At 45.1% G+C, this 18,307-nt stretch carries 17 protein-coding genes; 1 reads left to right on the top strand and 16 read right to left on the bottom strand.

What is annotated here, in order from left to right; translation table 11 throughout:
- Nucleotides 1–76 precede the first annotated feature (76 nt).
- The 16 genes from mltB to A28LD_RS00685 form a co-directional block, all read right to left on the bottom strand.
- The gene (gene mltB, locus A28LD_RS00610) at nt 77–1,081 is read right to left on the bottom strand and encodes a lytic murein transglycosylase B (RefSeq protein WP_007419115.1); all 1,005 of its coding nucleotides are present in this window, start codon (nt 1,079–1,081) and stop codon (nt 77–79) included.
- Nucleotides 1,082–1,098: 17 nt separating this feature from the next.
- Nucleotides 1,099–2,220: a rod shape-determining protein RodA gene (gene rodA / locus A28LD_RS00615; protein ID WP_007419116.1), complete on the bottom strand. Its 1,122-nt coding sequence runs from the start codon at nt 2,218–2,220 to the stop codon at nt 1,099–1,101.
- Nucleotides 2,207–4,120, bottom strand: coding sequence for a penicillin-binding protein 2 (mrdA, locus tag A28LD_RS00620; protein WP_007419117.1), 1,914 nt, complete (start codon nt 4,118–4,120; stop codon nt 2,207–2,209). The genes rodA and mrdA overlap by 14 nt, the downstream gene beginning before the upstream one ends.
- A gap of 7 nt (nt 4,121–4,127) precedes the next feature.
- Nucleotides 4,128–4,598: a 23S rRNA (pseudouridine(1915)-N(3))-methyltransferase RlmH gene (rlmH, locus tag A28LD_RS00625; protein WP_007419118.1), complete on the bottom strand. Its 471-nt coding sequence runs from the start codon at nt 4,596–4,598 to the stop codon at nt 4,128–4,130.
- Nucleotides 4,599–4,607: 9 nt separating this feature from the next.
- A complete protein-coding gene (rsfS, locus tag A28LD_RS00630) occupies nt 4,608–4,925 on the bottom strand; it encodes a ribosome silencing factor (protein ID WP_007419119.1) in 318 nt (105 codons plus the stop codon).
- Nucleotides 4,926–4,996: 71 nt separating this feature from the next.
- The gene (nadD, locus tag A28LD_RS00635; RefSeq protein ID WP_007419120.1) at nt 4,997–5,638 is read right to left on the bottom strand and encodes a nicotinate-nucleotide adenylyltransferase; all 642 of its coding nucleotides are present in this window, start codon (nt 5,636–5,638) and stop codon (nt 4,997–4,999) included.
- Between the two features lie 2 nt (nt 5,639–5,640).
- Nucleotides 5,641–6,702, bottom strand: coding sequence for a DNA polymerase III subunit delta (gene holA, locus A28LD_RS00640; RefSeq protein ID WP_007419121.1), 1,062 nt, complete (start codon nt 6,700–6,702; stop codon nt 5,641–5,643).
- Nucleotides 6,703–6,717: 15 nt separating this feature from the next.
- Nucleotides 6,718–7,275 carry an LPS-assembly lipoprotein LptE gene (locus A28LD_RS00645; RefSeq protein ID WP_007419122.1) on the bottom strand — a complete coding sequence of 186 codons (558 nt, stop codon included), beginning with the start codon at nt 7,273–7,275 and terminating at the stop codon, nt 6,718–6,720.
- Nucleotides 7,238–9,817, bottom strand: coding sequence for a leucine--tRNA ligase (gene leuS, locus A28LD_RS00650; protein WP_040486742.1), 2,580 nt, complete (start codon nt 9,815–9,817; stop codon nt 7,238–7,240). The genes A28LD_RS00645 and leuS overlap by 38 nt, the downstream gene beginning before the upstream one ends.
- Before the next feature lie 41 nt (nt 9,818–9,858).
- Nucleotides 9,859–10,068: a hypothetical protein gene (locus A28LD_RS00655; protein WP_007419124.1), complete on the bottom strand. Its 210-nt coding sequence runs from the start codon at nt 10,066–10,068 to the stop codon at nt 9,859–9,861.
- Between the two features lie 72 nt (nt 10,069–10,140).
- On the bottom strand, nt 10,141–11,727 hold the full coding sequence (lnt, locus tag A28LD_RS00660; RefSeq protein ID WP_007419125.1) for an apolipoprotein N-acyltransferase: 1,587 nt from the start codon (nt 11,725–11,727) through the stop codon (nt 10,141–10,143).
- Between the two features lie 29 nt (nt 11,728–11,756).
- Nucleotides 11,757–12,614: a CNNM family magnesium/cobalt transport protein CorC gene (gene corC, locus A28LD_RS00665; RefSeq protein ID WP_007419126.1), complete on the bottom strand. Its 858-nt coding sequence runs from the start codon at nt 12,612–12,614 to the stop codon at nt 11,757–11,759.
- Between the two features lie 6 nt (nt 12,615–12,620).
- Complete coding sequence (gene ybeY, locus A28LD_RS00670) at nt 12,621–13,130, bottom strand: rRNA maturation RNase YbeY (protein ID WP_007419127.1); 510 nt, start codon at nt 13,128–13,130, stop codon at nt 12,621–12,623.
- 5 nt (nt 13,131–13,135) lie between these two features.
- Nucleotides 13,136–14,221, bottom strand: a complete 1,086-nt coding sequence (locus A28LD_RS00675) for a PhoH family protein (protein WP_007419128.1) — start codon at nt 14,219–14,221, stop codon at nt 13,136–13,138.
- A 30-nt stretch (nt 14,222–14,251) separates the two neighbouring features.
- A complete protein-coding gene (miaB, locus tag A28LD_RS00680) occupies nt 14,252–15,694 on the bottom strand; it encodes a tRNA (N6-isopentenyl adenosine(37)-C2)-methylthiotransferase MiaB (RefSeq protein WP_007419129.1) in 1,443 nt (480 codons plus the stop codon).
- Nucleotides 15,695–15,816: 122 nt separating this feature from the next.
- Nucleotides 15,817–16,755: a DMT family transporter gene (locus A28LD_RS00685; RefSeq protein ID WP_272941156.1), complete on the bottom strand. Its 939-nt coding sequence runs from the start codon at nt 16,753–16,755 to the stop codon at nt 15,817–15,819.
- A 237-nt stretch (nt 16,756–16,992) separates the two neighbouring features.
- On the opposite strand from A28LD_RS00685, the gene A28LD_RS00690 reads away from it, so the two are divergent.
- Nucleotides 16,993–18,264 carry an FAD-dependent oxidoreductase gene (locus A28LD_RS00690; protein WP_007419131.1) on the top strand — a complete coding sequence of 424 codons (1,272 nt, stop codon included), beginning with the start codon at nt 16,993–16,995 and terminating at the stop codon, nt 18,262–18,264.
- The last annotated feature ends 43 nt before the right edge of the window (nt 18,265–18,307 follow it).

The raw sequence follows: 18,307 nt of genomic DNA on the forward strand, positions 1-18,307 counted from the left end.
ATTCTCATACCTTTGTTTATCATTATTGTTTTTGCTGAGTGGTTTTATAGTACGGTTTTTCAGTATTGCTAATTAACTATCTATGTTCGCGCAACTGTTTCGATATCTGTAGCACAGCCATTGCATAGAGCGGGCTATGGTTGTAACGCGTGATGGCGTAAAAATTCGGTAAACCAACCCAATAGGAATAATTGCCCTCAGGTTCTTCAAAAGCGAATAAACGCGCAGGCGTGGCATCAGGAAGTGCGGTAATAAAGTGAATGTTGTGCTCACGCAGCTCACCTACAGTATGGGTAAGAACTTGGCCGCGGCCCGAGGTTAGCTCATCTATTGGCGTATTTTCGCTAACCCAAGCAGGAACTGCCGCTGGTTGATTTGCTTGCCAACGATGTTCTGCAAAGTAGTTAGCAACACTGCCAATGGCATCGTCTACGTTACCCATAAGGTCGCGTACACCATCACCATTAAAATCTACGGCATAATGGCGATAACTTGAAGAAATAAACTGACCAAACCCCATGGCACCGGCATAAGAGCCTAGGATTTCAGTAGCTGGTAGGTTTTCTTCTTCGCTTAATTGAATAAACTGGCGAAGTTCGCCGCGAAAAAATGTTTGCCGAGGTGGGTAATGAAACCCAAGGGTATACAATGCATCAAGCACCCTATGGCGGCCCATGATAGTGCCGTAGAATGTTTCTACGCCCATGATGGCAACAATAATTTCGGGTGCTACGCCGTATGTTTCGGCAGCGCGGTTTAGCGTTTCTTCATTCTCATTCCAGAATTCAATACCAGCATCTAAACGGCGTTGGGTTAAGAATATTTTATAATATTCGTGCCAAGGGCGTGCTTCCCATGGTCGCGTAATTGAATCGATAATATCTTGGCTTTTTATCGCTTCGCGCAGAAGGGCCTCAGTGCGCGTTCGAGGAATATTATATTCTTGCTCTAACTCTTGAATAAACGCGCGTTCGGCTTCGCTCCAATCATTTGCTAACGCACCTTGCCCAAAGAAGCAGCCCGCTATCATAACGGAAGCTAGTACTCGAGGGCGTAATAATGAGCTCAAAATACGTTGCATAAATTAATCCTTAAAAACTATGTTGATTGGCTAATTGCTAGCCGCCTATGAGTTGCAATACCCATAATAATGCCAAACCCAGCCATCATTGTAACCATTGAAGTACCACCGTAACTAATCAACGGAAGCGGTACTCCTACTACGGGTAAAACACCGGAAACCATACCTATGTTAACCAGTACGTAGATGAAAAATGTAAGAGTGATGCTGCCACCGAGAATACGTTGAAAATTACTTTGTGCTCGAATAGACAACAACATGCCACGAAAAATCACAAAGCTATACAAAATAAGTAAGCCAACAACCCCAATAAAGCCAAACTCTTCGCTAAATACAGAAAAAATAAAATCGGTATGGCGTTCGGGCAAAAACTCCAGTTGCGATTGGGTACCTTGCAGCCAACCTTTTCCTTCAACACCACCCGAACCAATGGCTATTTTCGATTGAATAATGTGGTAACCAGAACCGAGAGGATCGCTCTCTGGATTTAAAAAAGTAAGTACTCGCTGGCGTTGATATTCACGTAGTAGAAAAAACCAAAACACCGGTAATGAAGCACCGAGTGTAAGTGCGCCAGTAAACACCAATCGCCAACTCATGCCCGCAAGGAACAGCGCAAAAATACCTGAGCTTGCTACAAGTACCGATGTACCTAAATCCGGTTGCCGAGCTATAAGTAGGGTGGGCGCCAACACCAAAAGAAGGCCACCTAATACCTGTAAGAAGCGAATAGGCACGGGATTTCGCGCGCAATACCAAGCAAGCATTATAGGTACTGCCAATTTCATTATTTCTGAGGGCTGAATTCGAGTTACACCAATATCAAGCCAACGTTGTGCGCCTTTACCGGTAACGCCAAAAAACATCACCGCTACCAACATCAGTAGCCCAGCAATGTATACCGGTACTGCATAGTTACGAAAAGTATCAGGTGCAATTTGGGCAACGATGAACAGCACCCCGAATGAAATTCCCATACGAATTACTTGCCGTTGAACCAATCCCAAATCTTGCCCACCGGCACTATAGATAACGAATAAGCTCACACAGCAAAGGGCAATTAAGCCTAGGAATAAGGGGCCATCGATATGCAATTTAGCCAACCATGGGTTACGTTGCCGTTCTTCAGTTGTTTGCATCGGCTTCCTCGTCTTCTATGGCTTGCAGTATAGCCGCCTTTTCCTCGTCGTTGGCAAAGTAATAATCCATTAATGCTCGTGAAACAGGTGCCGCATTTCTGCCACCGCCGCCAACGTTTTCTAAGGCAATAGCCACTACAATCTCAGGGTATTCTGCGGGGGCATATCCTATATAGGTAGCATTATCACGAAAACGTTCCGCAACATCTTCAATATCCGGGCGCTCATCGGTTTCATCACTTAAGGCTACAACTTGAGCCGTTCCGGTTTTTCCTGCGGCGGTGTAGGGCGCATTTACAAATGCTAATCTAGCTGTTCCGCGCGCATCGGTAATAGTTGCCTGCATAGCCTTTTTTATTGTCTGCCAATGCGCAGGATCGCTTAAAACCAGCGGTGGATTTTCGATAATATCAGTCAGCTCAATAGCATTCTGTTCGCCAATACCTCGCAGTAAGCGTGGTTGTAGCCGCCGACCTTCAGTGGCGATTATACTAGTTGAAGTAGCTAGTTGCAGAGGTGTTACTGTCCAAAAACTTTGGCCGATACCAATGGAAAGTGTTTCACCGTGATACCAAGGTTCATTGTAGCGAGCGCGTTTCCAGCCTCTATCGGGCATTAAGGCCGTGCTTTCTTCGGATATATCAATACCGGTGCGTTTACCAAAGCCCATTTCGCCCATAAAGCTGGAAATGTTATCAATTCCTAGCTGAAAAGATAAATCGTAGTAGTAAGTATTGCAGGATTCAGCAATAGCTTTGGTGATATCCACCCAGCCATGGCCATGCTGCCGCCAATCTCGGAATCGCCGTTCAACGCCATCAAGCTTATACCAACCAGGGTCCCATATTCTTGATTCGGCAGTAATAACCCCAAGATGTAAGCCTAGAACGCCTAAATGAGGCTTAATAGTTGAAGCAGGGGCGTAGCGCCCTTGGGTTGCGCGGTTAATTAAAGGGTTGGAGGTGTTATTCAGTAATTCTCGATATTCTGCACTAGAAATCCCGCCTACGAATAAGTTTGGGTCGTAACCCGGGTTTGAATACAGTGCCAAAATACCACCGGTGTTGGCATCTAAAACAATAATAGCGCCACGCCGACCACGCAGCTGGGCTCGAGCCACTTGCTGATAGCCAAGATCGAGCTCTAAATGTATATCTCTGCCGGGTGTTGGTGGATTGAAATCGAGGGTACGGACAACGCGCCCACGGTTATTTACTTCAACCGTTTGGTAACCTACTTCGCCATGCAAAATATTTTCGTAATGCCGCTCAATACCGAGCTTGCCAATTGTTCGCGTAGCGGCGTATTGAGCATATAACTCCTGCTCTCGCAAACGAATTACATCTTGCTGATTGATACGGCCAACATACCCGAGTGCATGGGTAAGTAAATCTCTGTGGGGATAAAAGCGTTGTAGGCGGCCTTCGATATTAATACCGGGAAACTGATGCTGTACACTGGCAAAGCGCGCAACTTGGTATTCATTTAAGTTATCGAACAGAGTTATTTGCGGGAATCGGCGAGGTTGATTCAATCGCGAATAGAAATTTTCGGAAGTATCTGCCGGTAACGCTAAAAGTTCTACAAGTTGCTCAATAGCAATTCGCATTTCAGAAACTTCAGCCGGGGAAACCTCCAAGCTGTAAACAGGGGTATTGTCGGCTAGTAAAGTGCCATTGCGATCATAAATAAGCCCGCGATTCGGAGCTACCGGAAGAACAACGATACGGTTACTGTTGGATCGAGTTTGAAACTCTTGGAAGTTGGTAACTTGAATTTTATAGAGGTTAGCGAGTAAGCCGAGAAACACAATAACAACAATACTTAAACTAACAATAGCTCGGCGCCCGTATAAGGCTGATTCTGCTTGATGATTTCGAATCGGAACGCGTTTTTTCATGTTTTAATTATTCGCGATGATAAGGGTGATTACTCAATAAACTCCAAGCTCGAAATAGAGCTTCAGCAATAACAACACGAACCAGCGGATGAGGCAAGGTTAACGGCGATAAAGACCAACGTTCATCTGCTCTTGCTTGGCATTCTGATGATAGACCCTCAGGGCCGCCCACTAAAAAAGCAACATCGCGGCCATCAAGTTGCCATTGCTGCATTCGCTGTGCAAGTTTGTGGGTATCCCAAGGCTTACCATTTACTTCTAAGGTAACAACATGTGTAGGGCCTTTTAATGCCGCTAACATTTTCTCGCCTTCTTGCTGAGTAAGTTTCCCTACATCAGCTTTTTTGCCGCGCTTACCAGCTTGTATTTCAATTAAATCGAGGGGCAACTCAGGAGGCATCCGTTTAGCATATTCTTGATAGCCGGTGGAAATCCAACTTGGCATTTTGCTGCCCACTGCGATTAATTGTAAACGCATAGATCCGGCTTAACCCCAGAGCTTTTCAAGTTGGTAAAAATCACGAGTACTATCTTGCATTACATGAGCAACAACAGGGCCGAAATCTACTAAAACCCATTCGCCATCATCTTCACCTTCCATGCCTAAGGCTATTTCGCCCACATGTTTCGCTTCAAGAGCAACGTGCTTTGCAATACTGCGTACGTGCGTTTTCGAGTTTCCAGAGCAGATAACTAAAAAATCGGTAACATCAGTTTTATCACGGATATCAAGAACTTGGATATCGCGGCCTTTCAGGTCTTCAATTTTGCTGAGAATAAAATCTCGTAATTGTTCGGTTTGCAACGCTGGGTTACTCCTATAGAATTTGTCAACCGCAGAGTGTACCACGAGTGTAGGGCTTGATGCAGCTATCGCTAGCGGTAAAGATTATGTTCGCGAATATAATTCCAAACCGGCTCCGGTAATAATTCTGGGCGTTCTTGATGATTTCGTAATTGTTGGCGCAATTCGGTTGCCGAAATATCTAGCGGCTGGGTAGTAGCAATAAAAATCTTACCGTTGCCGCTTTGCATTTCTTCGCTTTTGCATTGCCGTTCTTGTAATAATGCTTTCACCTCATTACTAGCATTTTCCAGAGCATAACCAGGCCTTGGAATTACAATGAAATGCGCAAAATCAAATAGGCGTTGCCAATGTTGCCAATCAGGAAGGTTTAACAAACTGTCCATGCCAATAATAAAGTATAACGTGGCATCGGCTGAAACTGTGTGAAAATGCTTAAGGGTAGGTAATGTGCGGGAAGGTAAGCCTTGCCGTAGTTCCCAATCATTAACAACAAAGCGCTTATCTAATTGGCAAGCGGCATCCAGCATGCCAAGCCTGTGAGTGTTTAGAACTTCTGGCTGTTGGCGGTGTGGCGGAGCGCACGTAGGTAGTAAGTGAATGCATTCAAAATTAAAAGCTTTTGCAACCTCAAGAATTGGCTGTAAATGCCCCCAATGTACGGGGTCGAAGGTGCCACCCACAATTGCTATTTGCCGTTTTGTATTTGCCATAATCACCAACTCTCGATATCTGCTGAATGAGTGAATTCTGCGAGTGTATCAAGCTTACTCAATTGTGGCATGAAGAGTAACCCTATGTGCGTAGCAAGCACTTGCGCTGATTCGCCCGAATCGCGCTTTAAAGCATATTCGAGCCGCTCCAATAAATGAATTCTGGCTTGGTTACGATAAGGCGTATCTTTTCGTGAAAGCTGCAAATAGCTATCTTGCATCGCCGGCCAAACGTTCTCTGCCGACCAAATAGGCTGTAAGTTTTGTTTTTGCCGTTGTGCTTGGCGCAAGGCTATTAGAGTAAAATGTAAGCGCTGTAATACCCAGTGAACCAATACCGGCTCAGTGCCAGTTTCCAGCAAGCGTTGTAAACAATGTAAAAATGCTTTTGGCTTTTGTTGCAGTAGAGTATCGCGTAAAGAAAAAACATCATAGCGGCTGCTATCTTCATTGGCCGCCTCAACTGCTTCAAGGTTGATACGTTGTTCAGGGTAAAGTAATTTAAGTTTCTCAAGCGCTTGGCTAAGAGCAAGTAGATTACCTTCGTACCAATTACATAGTTGCTGAGTAGCCTCTGAATCTAATATAAGGCCCAATTTTTCTGCGCGTTGTTGCACGAAAGCTGGTAATTTATTGCGATCAGGAGTGTAAACTGGAATAAATACACCATTCTTTTGCAGCGCTTGGAACCACTTACTTTTTTGTTGATCTTTGCGTAAATGCGCACCGAAAAGAATAAGGATTTGGTCCGGTGCTTGTGAATTGGCGAAATCGGCTAACGCGCTGCTGCCATCGCGGCCGGGTTTGGCTTCTGGAAGCTCCAACTCAATAATTTGTTTGCTAGTGAACAATGAAAGGGTGTGGCTCGCATTAAATAGGCTATCCCAGGAAAACTCTTTATCTTGAGTAAAACGCTGGCGCTCATCGAAGCCTTGCTGGCGTGCCGCTTTGCGGATCAAATCACAGCATTCGCTTACTAGGTATGGCTCATCGCCAAATACCATGTACACGGGCGCTAATGCTTGTTTTAAATGGCCGGGTAGGCGATCCGCATAAAGTTGCAACTTACATCCTTTCTCTTATTCGATGGTTAATTGATTCAATAACAACAACAAACGATTAGCCGCTTCAGCACGCATTTCTCCAACGAGCATTTCTAACTCACGGGTTTTCGCTAAGGCGTAATTTGGGTCGTCTTGGTAATCACGCAGAATTTGAATGTTGTGTTGGGAAACCTGCCCACTTTGGGTAGTAATGGTTACTGGTAGCACATAAATTATTTCATATTCGGCAACTTGCCCAGATGGCAACATAGATAGAATACGCCGATCGAGCCTATCATCGTGCACCACTAAATGGGTGATACCTTCTTCTTGGTTAACCAGGCTGATATCACGTTGGGCGAAAATTTCTCGCACTTGTTTTCCTATCTCGCTGCGGGCGGGCGCTTCTAGCGAAATATTTTGTAATTGCGAGGTAACTTGATAATCACCTCGTAATTGAAAACTACAGGCACTCAGGAGCAACACCGCAGCTAATAAAAGCATACCGTGTTGCCACTTGCGGGCGTTCTGCTGCAGAATATTCGCCACCGAAGTATTAACTAACAACGATGTTAACCAATTTACCCGGAACATAAATCACCTTACGTATGGTGAAACCATCGGTATATTTCTGCACTTGCGGTTGTTCAAGCGCTAGCTTTTCCATACTTGCTTTATCAATATCAGCTGGTACCGTGAGTTTTGCGCGTACTTTACCGTTTACTTGCAGTACCACGAGTTTCTCATCTTCAACTAATGCACTCTCATCTACAGTTGGCCACTGATTAAAATTGATATCGTTGTTATGCCCCAGAGCCTGCCACATACGCTCGCAAATATGCGGTGTAATCGGCGAAAGCATTAGGGTAATAGCATCCAGCGCTTCTTGCATTAGCGCTTTATCATTATCACTGTTAACAGGCGCTTTTTGTAAATGATTACTTAGTTCCATAATAGCGGCAATGGCAGTGTTGAAGTTCTGCCGGCGGCCCATATCATCACTAACTTTGGCAATTGTTTTGTGCACTTCACGGCGCAGTGCTTTTTCTGAGGCGCTCAGGTTTGCCACATCAAGATTAGTGCTTCCCGCAAATTCTTGGAAATCATAAACTAATTTCCATACTCGTTTCAGGAACCGATGAGCACCCTCAACACCAGAATCCGACCATTCCAAAGTGAGTTCAGGTGGCGCGGCGAACATCATAAATAAACGCACAGTATCGGCGCCGTATTTATCCACCATAATCTGCGGATCGATACCATTGTTCTTCGATTTCGACATCTTGCTGATGCCAGCATGAATTACGGGTTTGCCATCTTTCGTATAGATTGCTTGGGTTACTTCGCCTTTATCGTTGCGGCTGATATCCACATCAACAGGAGAGAACCAAGATTTACCGCCGTTTTCATCTTCGCGGTAATAACTATCGGCCAGCACCATACCCTGGCAAAGTAAGCGTTTGAACGGCTCATCGGATTGCACTAAACCGGTATCGCGCATGAGTTTGTGGAAGAAACGGGCATACAGTAAATGCAAAATAGCGTGTTCAATGCCACCAATATATTGATCAACGGGTAACCAATAGTTCGCTTTCGCTGGATCAAGCATGCCGTCGCTATGCCGTGGTGAACAATAACGCGCGTAGTACCAGCTCGATTCCATGAAGGTATCAAAGGTATCGGTTTCGTGCTCGGCAGGCATACCTTGGTAGGTTGTTTTGCGCCATTCCGGGTTATCTTTAATTGGCGAAGTAACGCCGTCCATTACCACATCTTCCGGTAAACGAACGGGTAATTCATTTTCTGGAACGGCAACTGATTCACCATTCTCGAGATTCAACATCGGAATCGGTGTACCCCAGTAACGTTGGCGAGAAACGCCCCAATCACGCAACCTGAAGTTTACTTGGCGTTCACCAATGCCCATTTCTTGCAATTTATTGGCAATGGCTGCAAACCCTTCTGCTGAACTTAATCCGTTGTATTCACCGGAATTAATCAGCGTGCCTTTTTCAACTAACGCCGATTCGCTGTAATCATGTTCAGTACCACTATCAATTACCGGTTGAATGCCAAGCTTATAGGCACTGGCGAATTCGAAATCGCGTTGATCATGGGCGGGAACCGCCATCACTGCACCGGTGCCGTAATCCATAAGTACGAAGTTGGCCACCCAAACTGGAACCGATTCGCCGGTTAGCGGGTGCTTAGCGGTAAACCCGGTAGCAATACCGCGCTTTTCCATCGTGGCTAATTCAGCTTCGGCAACTTTTTGCTGCTTACAGCTCTCAACAAAATCGGCCACTTTGGGGTTTTGCTGTGCTGCTTTTTGAGCCAAAGGATGTTGTGCGGCTACCGCCATATAGGTAACGCCATAAAGCGTATCTGGGCGAGTGGTATAAACACTCAGCGCCATATCAAACTGTTCAACTTGGAAAGTGATTTGGGCACCTTCTGAACGGCCAATCCAATTGCGCTGCATAGCTTTTACTTGGTCAGGCCAATCGTCGAGTTGATCTAAATCGCTCAATAGTTCATCTGCGTATGCTGTAATTTTCACAAACCACTGAGGAATTTCTTTTTGCTCAACTAAAGCACCAGAGCGCCAACCACGGCCATCGATCACTTGCTCGTTAGCCAGTACAGTTTGATCAACTGGATCCCAATTAACGGTAGAGTTTTTCTTGTATACCAAGCCTTTTTCATAAAGCTTAGTAAAGAACCACTGTTCCCAACGGTAATATTCAGGGTGGCAGGTAGCCATTTCACGATCCCAATCGTAACCAAAGCCCAACGCTTTTAGCTGATTGCGCATATCGCCAATATTTTGGTAGGTCCATTTCGCGGGAGCTGATTTATTTTGTATAGCTGCGTTTTCAGCGGGTAATCCGAACGCGTCCCAACCAATAGGGTGGAGCACATTTTTGCCGAGTAAACGCTGATAGCGAGCAACAACATCACTGAGTGTGTAGTTACGCACATGGCCCATGTGCAACTTACCACTTGGATACGGGAACATAGATAAGCAATAGAATTTTTCTTTGCTTTCATCTTCAGTAACCGTAAATACTTGATCGTTTTCCCAACGTTGCTGAACTTCAGGCTCTAGCTGTGTTGGTTGATATTGTTCCTCAATTTTCCGCGTCATTAAACTACTACCTGTTACCTGAATTAAACTTAGGAATTAAAAATCATTGCTAGCCACATTACCAGTGCAATCACAATGCCGCTTACGCCAAAAAAGAATGCTTCGATTCGGCCGGTTGCTTTTGCTTGGTTATCAGTTCCTGCAGGAGCAGGTAAACAACCAACGATTAGGCTCGCCACACCAAGGCCGGCGGAGGCTACTAAAACAGTAAATAAAATGGCATCGATTAAATTGCCCATATTTTTTTCCTTTTGATGATAGACCAAAGGGCTACAGTAGCCCTTAAGTGTATAGTTTTTAGAATTGATTGACTATGTTCGCTTACGCATTTTCACCTTTGTTTTCCACCTTTGGTTCCACCTTAAACCTGGCATGGCGAACAATGCAGCTAGCAACCAAGCAATCGTGTCGCCAAAGCGAGCAAACAATGTAGTTCCCGATACTAAAACAACATGAGTACTCGCTACACCTGCGGTGAATTGGGGTAGCCGAACTAAAGTGTTGCCATGTTCATCGAAAGCACCAGTTATGCCGTTATTGGTGGCTCGCAGCAGTGGCCTTCCTAATTCCCTAGCGCGCATTCTAGCGATCTCTAAATGTTGGTGCGGGCCATGAGAATCACCAAACCATGAATCGTTGCTAATGGTTAGCAGGAGTTGTGTACCGGGTTGAAAATTAGCTCGAATTTGCCGGCTAAAGGCAACTTCGTAGCAAATATTGGCAGCAATATTTACGCCGTTGGCATCTAAATTGGGTTGCACTGAAGAACCGCGGCTAAAAGACGACATTGGTAAGTTAAATAATGGTGCCAGCGGCCGCAATATTGATTCAAACGGCACGAACTCCCCAATCGGTAAAAGATGATGCTTTTGATAGCGGTTATCATGGCCATAAAACCATGAACTACCTGATTGCTCACCCAAGACAATCATAGAGTTATAAAAGGCATCGGTGCGCCGATCTAGATCAATAATTCCGCTAATAAGGGTGCTTCCCTCGGCTACTAAACGCTGATCGAGTGCCGCAAGATGATGTTGTGCTAGGGGTTCTATGTAGGTAATCGCCGATTCCGGCCAGATTATTAAATCGTGATCGTAAAAGCCTTCAGTGAGTGCCAAATAGATTTGTAGGTTTGGCCATTGCTGGGCAGCATCCCACTTTAAATCTTGCTCCACATTTCCTTGAACGAGTGCTACCTGAATAGTTTCGCCAGTGGGCTCTAAGTTATTCCAGCGCGGAGAAAACCAAGCTAAAGCAAAAATTACAACGGGAACGAATAACCATTCAAAACGTTTACGCAAAATAAGCATAGTAACGCTGATGGCAATCATCAGCAGCACAACACTTATGCCGATTTCACCGATATAAGGCGCTAAATTTCCTAGTGTTAATGTAGTTTGTGAATACCCCAAACTTAACCATGGGAAGCCGGTAAGGAACCAACCGCGCAGAAATTCAGTGATTAACCAAATGAAAGGTAAGAGTAATAAGCTAAAGCCCGAGGTATATTTGCGCGAGCGAAACCACAACCAGCCAGCTAGAGCTGGGAATAGCGCTAAATAGAGGCATAACAGTAACATCAGAAATATCGAGAAAATCAATGGTAAACCACCGAATTGATCGATACTCACAAACACCCAACTTACGCCGGTAGCAAACCAACCAAAACCAAAAAAGAAACTAGTAATGGTTGCCTGTTTAGCAGTTTGGCTGCGAACTAAAGCGAGTAACCAAACGGTAAGTAGCAGTGGAACCAACCAGCCTTGCTGAAATGGAGCATAAGCGAATAACATTGCGGCACCAGCTAAAAACATCAGGCTGTTGCGCCAACGCGGTTGGGTTAAAAACGGCTTGGTTTGCATTACATGCGCAAACCGGGAATTCAAACCTTGAAACATGTTTGGGAAATCTCCATTGCCGCCGCTTATTAAGCTTCTGCCGGTAGCGATACCTGTAATTGCTGTATGCGGCGGCGATCAGCTGCCGTTACTTTGAAGGTAAGTTCACCAATTACTACTGATTCACCAATTTCAGGCAAGTGGCCAAAGTTATGCGCTACTAGGCCGCCAATAGTATCGTATTCATCATCAGCAAAATCGGTATGGAAGAAATCGTTAAAATCTTCGATAGTAGTAAGCGCTTTCACCGCAAAGCGAGAGTTATTAATGCGGCGAATATCGCTACTGGAATCTTCGTCATCAGTTTCATCTTCGATTTCACCAACAATTTCTTCAAGGATGTCTTCAATAGTTACTAAGCCTGAAACACCACCGTATTCATCAACAACAATTGCCATGTGGTAGCGCTTCGAGCGAAACTCTTTGAGCAGCGCATCTACCCTTTTACTTTCAGGAACTATTACGGCAGGGCGCATTACTTGCTTAAGAGAGAAAGGTTCATCGGCCATATTAAAGCCGTAACTGAGCAGATCTTTGGCGAGCAATACACCTTCAATATGGTCTTTATTTTCGCTCACAACAGGGTAGCGAGAATGCTGAGTTTGAATAACCGTAGGTAAAAACTCTTCAACGGTTTGATTCTTATCAATGGTTACCATTTGTGAGCGAGGAATCATGATATCGCGAACTTTAAGCTCAGCAACATCTAGTACACCTTCAATCATTTCTTTTGTATCTAAATCGATCAAGTCGCGATTCTCCGCGTCCTGAATCATATCAACCAGCTCTTCTCTGCTGGTAGGTTCACCGTTAAATGCCTGTAAAAGTTTTTGTGCCCAGGATTTACGTGGTGAACCGTTCCCAGGGTGGGGTTTATCATCGTTCATCGATGTTTACTCGCTCCTCGAGTGATTAGATAAAGCAGGCGTTTGCTGCTCATTAGCGTAAGGATTTGGAATATCAAAAGTGGCTAATATCTTAGCTTCGAGTGTTTCCATTTCTTCCGCTTCAGGTGTTTCTAAATGATCATAACCTAGCAGATGCAAGGTGCCATGAACAACAAGATGCGCAAAGTGATGCGCAAATGCAATATTTTGCTCAATTGCTTCAGCTTTTAATACGGGCTCACAAATTATAATATCGCCCAACAATGGTATATCAAGCACTACTTCATCAGGCAATTCATCACCGAATGGAAATGATAGAACATTAGTTGGTTTATCTTTACCACGATATTCGCGATTAAGCGCTTGTACTTCTTTAGCATTGGTAATGCGAATCGTCATCTCGGCTTCAGTTAAATCATGCTGAGAGAGAACAGCACTGGCCCAACTCACAATATCAGTATCGCTGGGGAGTTCTGGCGTTTCAACAGCTCGTTGAATATCTATATGAAAATTCATCAGCGTTACTCGCCTTTGCTCTGGTTGTTGTTCTGGTTTAGTTGTTGGCTCTCGCGCTTTTCAGCCGCGGCTTTTCGGTATTCTTCAGCTTTGCGCTCATCTTCTGCCTTGTTGGCATTTTCAAAATTTTCATACGCTACAACAACACGCTGCACCACTGGATGGCGAACAACATCTTTAGCATTGAAAAAGGTAAAGCTAATACCCTCGATTTCATTCAATACTTCAATGGCTTGCCGTAGCCCAGATTTTTGCCCTCGAGGTAAATCAATTTGGGTAATATCGCCGGTAATCACCGCACGTGAATTGAACCCTATTCGCGTAAGGAACATTTTCATTTGCTCAGGCGTGGTGTTTTGGCTCTCATCAAGAATGATGAAGGCATCATTAAGGGTTCGGCCGCGCATGTAGGCTAGTGGTGCGATTTCAATAATATTGCGTTCAAGTAACTTTTCTACTTTCTCAAAGCCAAGCATTTCGAACAGTGCATCGTAAAGAGGGCGCAGGTAAGGATCTACTTTTTGGGCCAAATCGCCGGGTAAAAATCCAAGTTTTTCACCTGCCTCTACTGCTGGGCGAGTTAGTAAAATACGACGTACTTCTTGGCGCTCGAGCGCATCTACCGCGGCAGCTACTGCAAGGTAGGTTTTACCCGTACCTGCGGGGCCAACGCCGAAGTTGATATCATTCGTTACTATTGCACGAACGTAACCTTGCTGATTTTTGTTGCGCGGTTTAACTAACCCGCGCTTGGTTTTAATCAGCGTCATTGGGTCGTATTCGGGGCCTTCATCTTGTTCAAGTGCATTACTTTCTTGAATTGCTAGGTGCACTTGATTTGGATCTACTGCTTTTTGCTGGCCGCGAACTGGGGCGGTTTCCACATAGAGATTCTTGAGAATTTCCTGTGTAGCACGCAACGCAACAGGCTCGCCGATTATGCGAAAGTGATTATTGTTTTGAATCACTTCTACACCCAAGCGGCGCTCGATATGCTGAATATTGTCATTGAATGGGCCGCACAAGCCAGCTAAGCGCTGGCTATCGGCTGGCTCTAAATATAGATCTACGCTTTCAACAGAATTACTCAACCAATCCTCTCAACTTATATTTACAAGTATCTAGTTTGTGGGTGCAGCCGGATTAAAGTGGGTTACCCCTAAATCATCAGGTGCTTCCGGGTTACGGGCAAGAATAGCTTGCGGAGCCGTATCAACACGTAAGCCCATTTCATGTTCTTCGCGAATTAAATCACCGCGCAACGAATTAGGCAGCGCTTCAGTAATCAATACATCAATGAACTTACCAATCATATCGGGGCGGCCTTCGAAGTTTACAACCCGATTGTTCTCAGTACGGCCACTGAGTTCCATTGGATTCTTCTTCGAAGGGCCAATTACTAAAATACGTTGCTCAGTGTTCAGCATTTGCCGTGCGTGCCGTTGCGCCTGTTGATTAATACGCTGCTGCAATAACTGCAAACGATCTTTTTTGGTTTGCTCTGTTACATCATCAGGTAAATCTGCTGCCGGTGTGCCGGGGCGTGCACTGTAGATAAAGCTAAAGCTTAGATCAAAATCGATCGCTTGAATTAAATCCATAGTGGCTTCGAAATCGGCATTGGTTTCACCAGGAAAGCCAATGATGAAATCAGAAGACATTGCCATATTTGGCCGTACCTTCTTTAATTTTCGGATTTGTGATTTGTATTCAATGGCAGTGTGGCCGCGCTTCATAAGCGCAAGAACACGATCAGAACCGCTCTGTACTGGTAAGTGTAGGTGGTTTACCAATTCAGGAATAGTGTCATAGGCGGCAATGATATCATCGGTAAATTCCACCGGGTGCGAAGTGGTATAACGAATTCTATCAATACCATCAATGGCCGCAATCAAGTGCAAGAGCTCAGCAAAGCTACAAATATCACCATCGTGATGTGGGCCACGAAATGCATTCACGTTCTGGCCAAGTAGGTTTACTTCACGGACACCTTGGTCGGCGAGTTGCGCGATTTCATATAGAACGTCGTCTACTGGGCGGCTTACTTCTTCGCCGCGAGTGTAAGGTACTACACAGAACGTACAGTATTTGCTGCAACCTTCCATAATGGATACGAAAGCGGTTGGGCCTTCGGCAATAGGATCAGGAAGGCGATCAAATTTTTCAATTTCTGGGAATGAAATATCAATTACTGAGCCACTGCCTTCGCTAAGTTCTTTTAGCATAGCGGGCAAGCGATGCAGTGTTTGCGGGCCGAAAACTAAATCAACAAAAGGTGCACGTGAACGAATAGCGGCGCCTTCTTGCGAAGCCACACAGCCACCCACGCCAATAATTAAATCGGGTTTATCTTGCTTGAGTAATTTCCAGCGGCCGAGTTGATGAAATACCTTTTCTTGCGCTTTTTCGCGAATCGAACAGGTATTTAAAAGAATTAAATCAGCATCTTCAGCTTCAGCTGTTGGTTCGTAACCAAGGTGCGCATGAAGTAGATCCGCCATTTTACCGGAATCATACTCATTCATTTGGCAACCCCAGGTTTTGATATATACCTTTTTACTCATAACCTTGTTTTCATTCCACCGCTTGTACAAAAGGGAGCGTATTCTACCTTGTTCGCAATTCGTACGCTACCTTGCTAGCTTTGCAGGCGTTGATTTTCAGCGATTTCTTTCCTAAATATGAATTACGATTGCTTATTCTTGGCATCATGACGAGCTGGGGCGCTTACTACAGGCTCAGAAGTTGGCATCGGAGCAGATGCAGCACTAGGCCCGCGGCTATGCCGAATTGCTGCATACCCAGCAGCGATAATGATTAGAGATCCTAAGAACATATTCCAAGTAAATGCCTCGCCCCAGATTAGGTAGCCAATTAAGCCCGCAAACAATACCGAGCTATAAGTAAATACGCCTACTTGTGATGGCGGCGCAATACTAAACGCACGAGTCATGGTGAGTTGGCCAAGCACTGCAAACAGGCCCATGGTGGCAACACCTAACCAAAGCTTTAGGCTCAAAGTTTGCCAATCGACAATAACCGGAATAGCAGTTACTACCGTGGCAAAAAAAGAAAAATAGAACACTATTTTACTTGGCGATTCGGTGCTTGCCATTTGCCGAATTATTGTTTTGGTAGAAGCGGCTAGTGCGGCCGCTAGCACCGCGAGTAGCATTACTGCGGGTAACGGGCCTGAAAATGGGTTGAGGAAGATGAGTACACCAAAAAATCCCAAGCTAATGGCAAACCACAAGCGAGCTGAAATTCGTTCTTTGAGCCAAAAATAGCTAATTACCGGGATTAGGAACGGAGCCATAAGCAACACCAGGGTGGCTTTTGCTAGTGAAACTTGCGATATCACCAAGAAGAATAGATACATAGCACCTACGCCAGCTATACCGCGAAAGATATGTAATCGCAGCTGAGTAGTACGAAATGCCGTATGGCGTTTACGAATAAGCCAAGGAATTAAAATTAAAAAAGCAAAAAGGTTTCGAAAAAACACAAGATGAAAAAAAGGCACTTCAGGTGTGAGGTGCTTTACCATGGCGCTGGTGCCTGCGAAACACAGTTCTGCAAACAGCAGCAATACGGAAGCAAGAATAACCGGATTCAGAAATACCACCCATGGAGTTAGGGTAAATGTTAGCTTGCTATTATAACATGAGAATCAAATATTCGGCTGGCAAATAGATTCAGATTTCCGCATCCTTTAGCTTTGCGGCATAATAGTTACTAGGGTTCAGTTGCTCGGGCTTAACTGCAGAAGTTTAGCTTGCCGTTTTTTCTGAGTTTATTGATTTAGGCGCAGATGAAAATCATTTGTTCGCTATGTATTGTAATAATCGCCGTGGAGAATTCAGTGATAAAGCATCTCACAAAAAATCAGCCAGACGAGCAATCGCAAAGCATTGAACAACTGAATGTACAGTTGCCGTGGGTTGTTGTTGGTGGCGGTATGGTAGGTGCAGCCATGGCGCTCGCATTAGCAGAAGCTGGCCGCAAAGTTGTAGTGCTTGAGCCCTACCCAGAAACTGAATTTGACCCTACTGGCGAATACGATTTGCGTATATCAGCCGTTACCGCAGATAACATAGCTTTGCTTGATGCCTTAGGTGTTTGGCCACAAGTGGCGGGCTCACGGGTACAAGAATTTGTGCAGTTGGCTGTTCGCGAAGAGGGCGGCGATTGGTTGCAGTTTGGCGCGGACACTGAGCTATCTGGCAAAAGCCTTCATCAGCCAGCTGGAAGCGCAGTACCATTGGGCTACATGGTGGAAAATAAAGCGCTGCAATGGGTGCTTACCGAGCGTTTAAAAGCGCATGATCGGGTGATTTATCGTACTGAGGGCTTTGCTAAAATAGCGCGAGCCAACGAAAGCGAAGATGCAGCTTGGAACGTGGTTACCGATACTGGCGAATATATCCCTTATCAGTTTTTAATCGGAGCCGATGGCATTAGCTCTCGAGTGCGCAATGCTGTAGGTATTGGTACTGCGGGTGCGAGCTACCAAGAGCGCTGTTTACTCGCAACGGTAAGTGTTGCCGAAGAAATTCCAGCTGCAACTTGGCAAACATTTTGTGGCCGTGAAGTGCATGCTTTGTTACCGCTAGCGAATCAGCAGGCTTGTTTAATCGTTTATGCAGATACGGCTGAAATCAAAGGTTGGCAGAAAAATAATGTGGAGGCCGAGCTTTTTCAACGTTTTGGTGGCGAAATAGGCGCTTTCACTCTGAAGAATTTTGGTAGTTTTCCACTGAAGCACCAACATGCATTGCGTTACTATGAACCATCGTTTAATGCATTAGTTATCGGTGATGCTGCACATGGTGTGCATCCACTGGCTGGGCAGGGCGTTAATTTGGGTTTACGTGATGTAGCAGCGGTGAGAAATCTAGTGCGGAAATTTACTGATGATAATGCTGAATTTGTAGTGAAGCTTCAGCAGGTGCTAAAACAGCGACAAATAGAAAATGCATTGATGGGGCAAGGGTTAGATTCCATAGCTCGTATATTCAGATCTGAGCACCCATTTTTGCAAGTTGCCCGCCGTTCGGCTTTTTCAGTTTTGGCGCGCACAAAGAAATTACGCAGCATGGTGGGCCGCTTTGCGGGTGCTTCGTTATCAAAGTGATTTTCGAACGAGAAGATAAAAGCTGAATACAAGTAAAACGAGT

It is taken from the genome of Idiomarina sp. A28L, from assembly GCF_000218785.1.
In the GTDB taxonomy this organism is placed as follows: Bacteria; Pseudomonadota; Gammaproteobacteria; order Enterobacterales; family Alteromonadaceae; genus Aliidiomarina.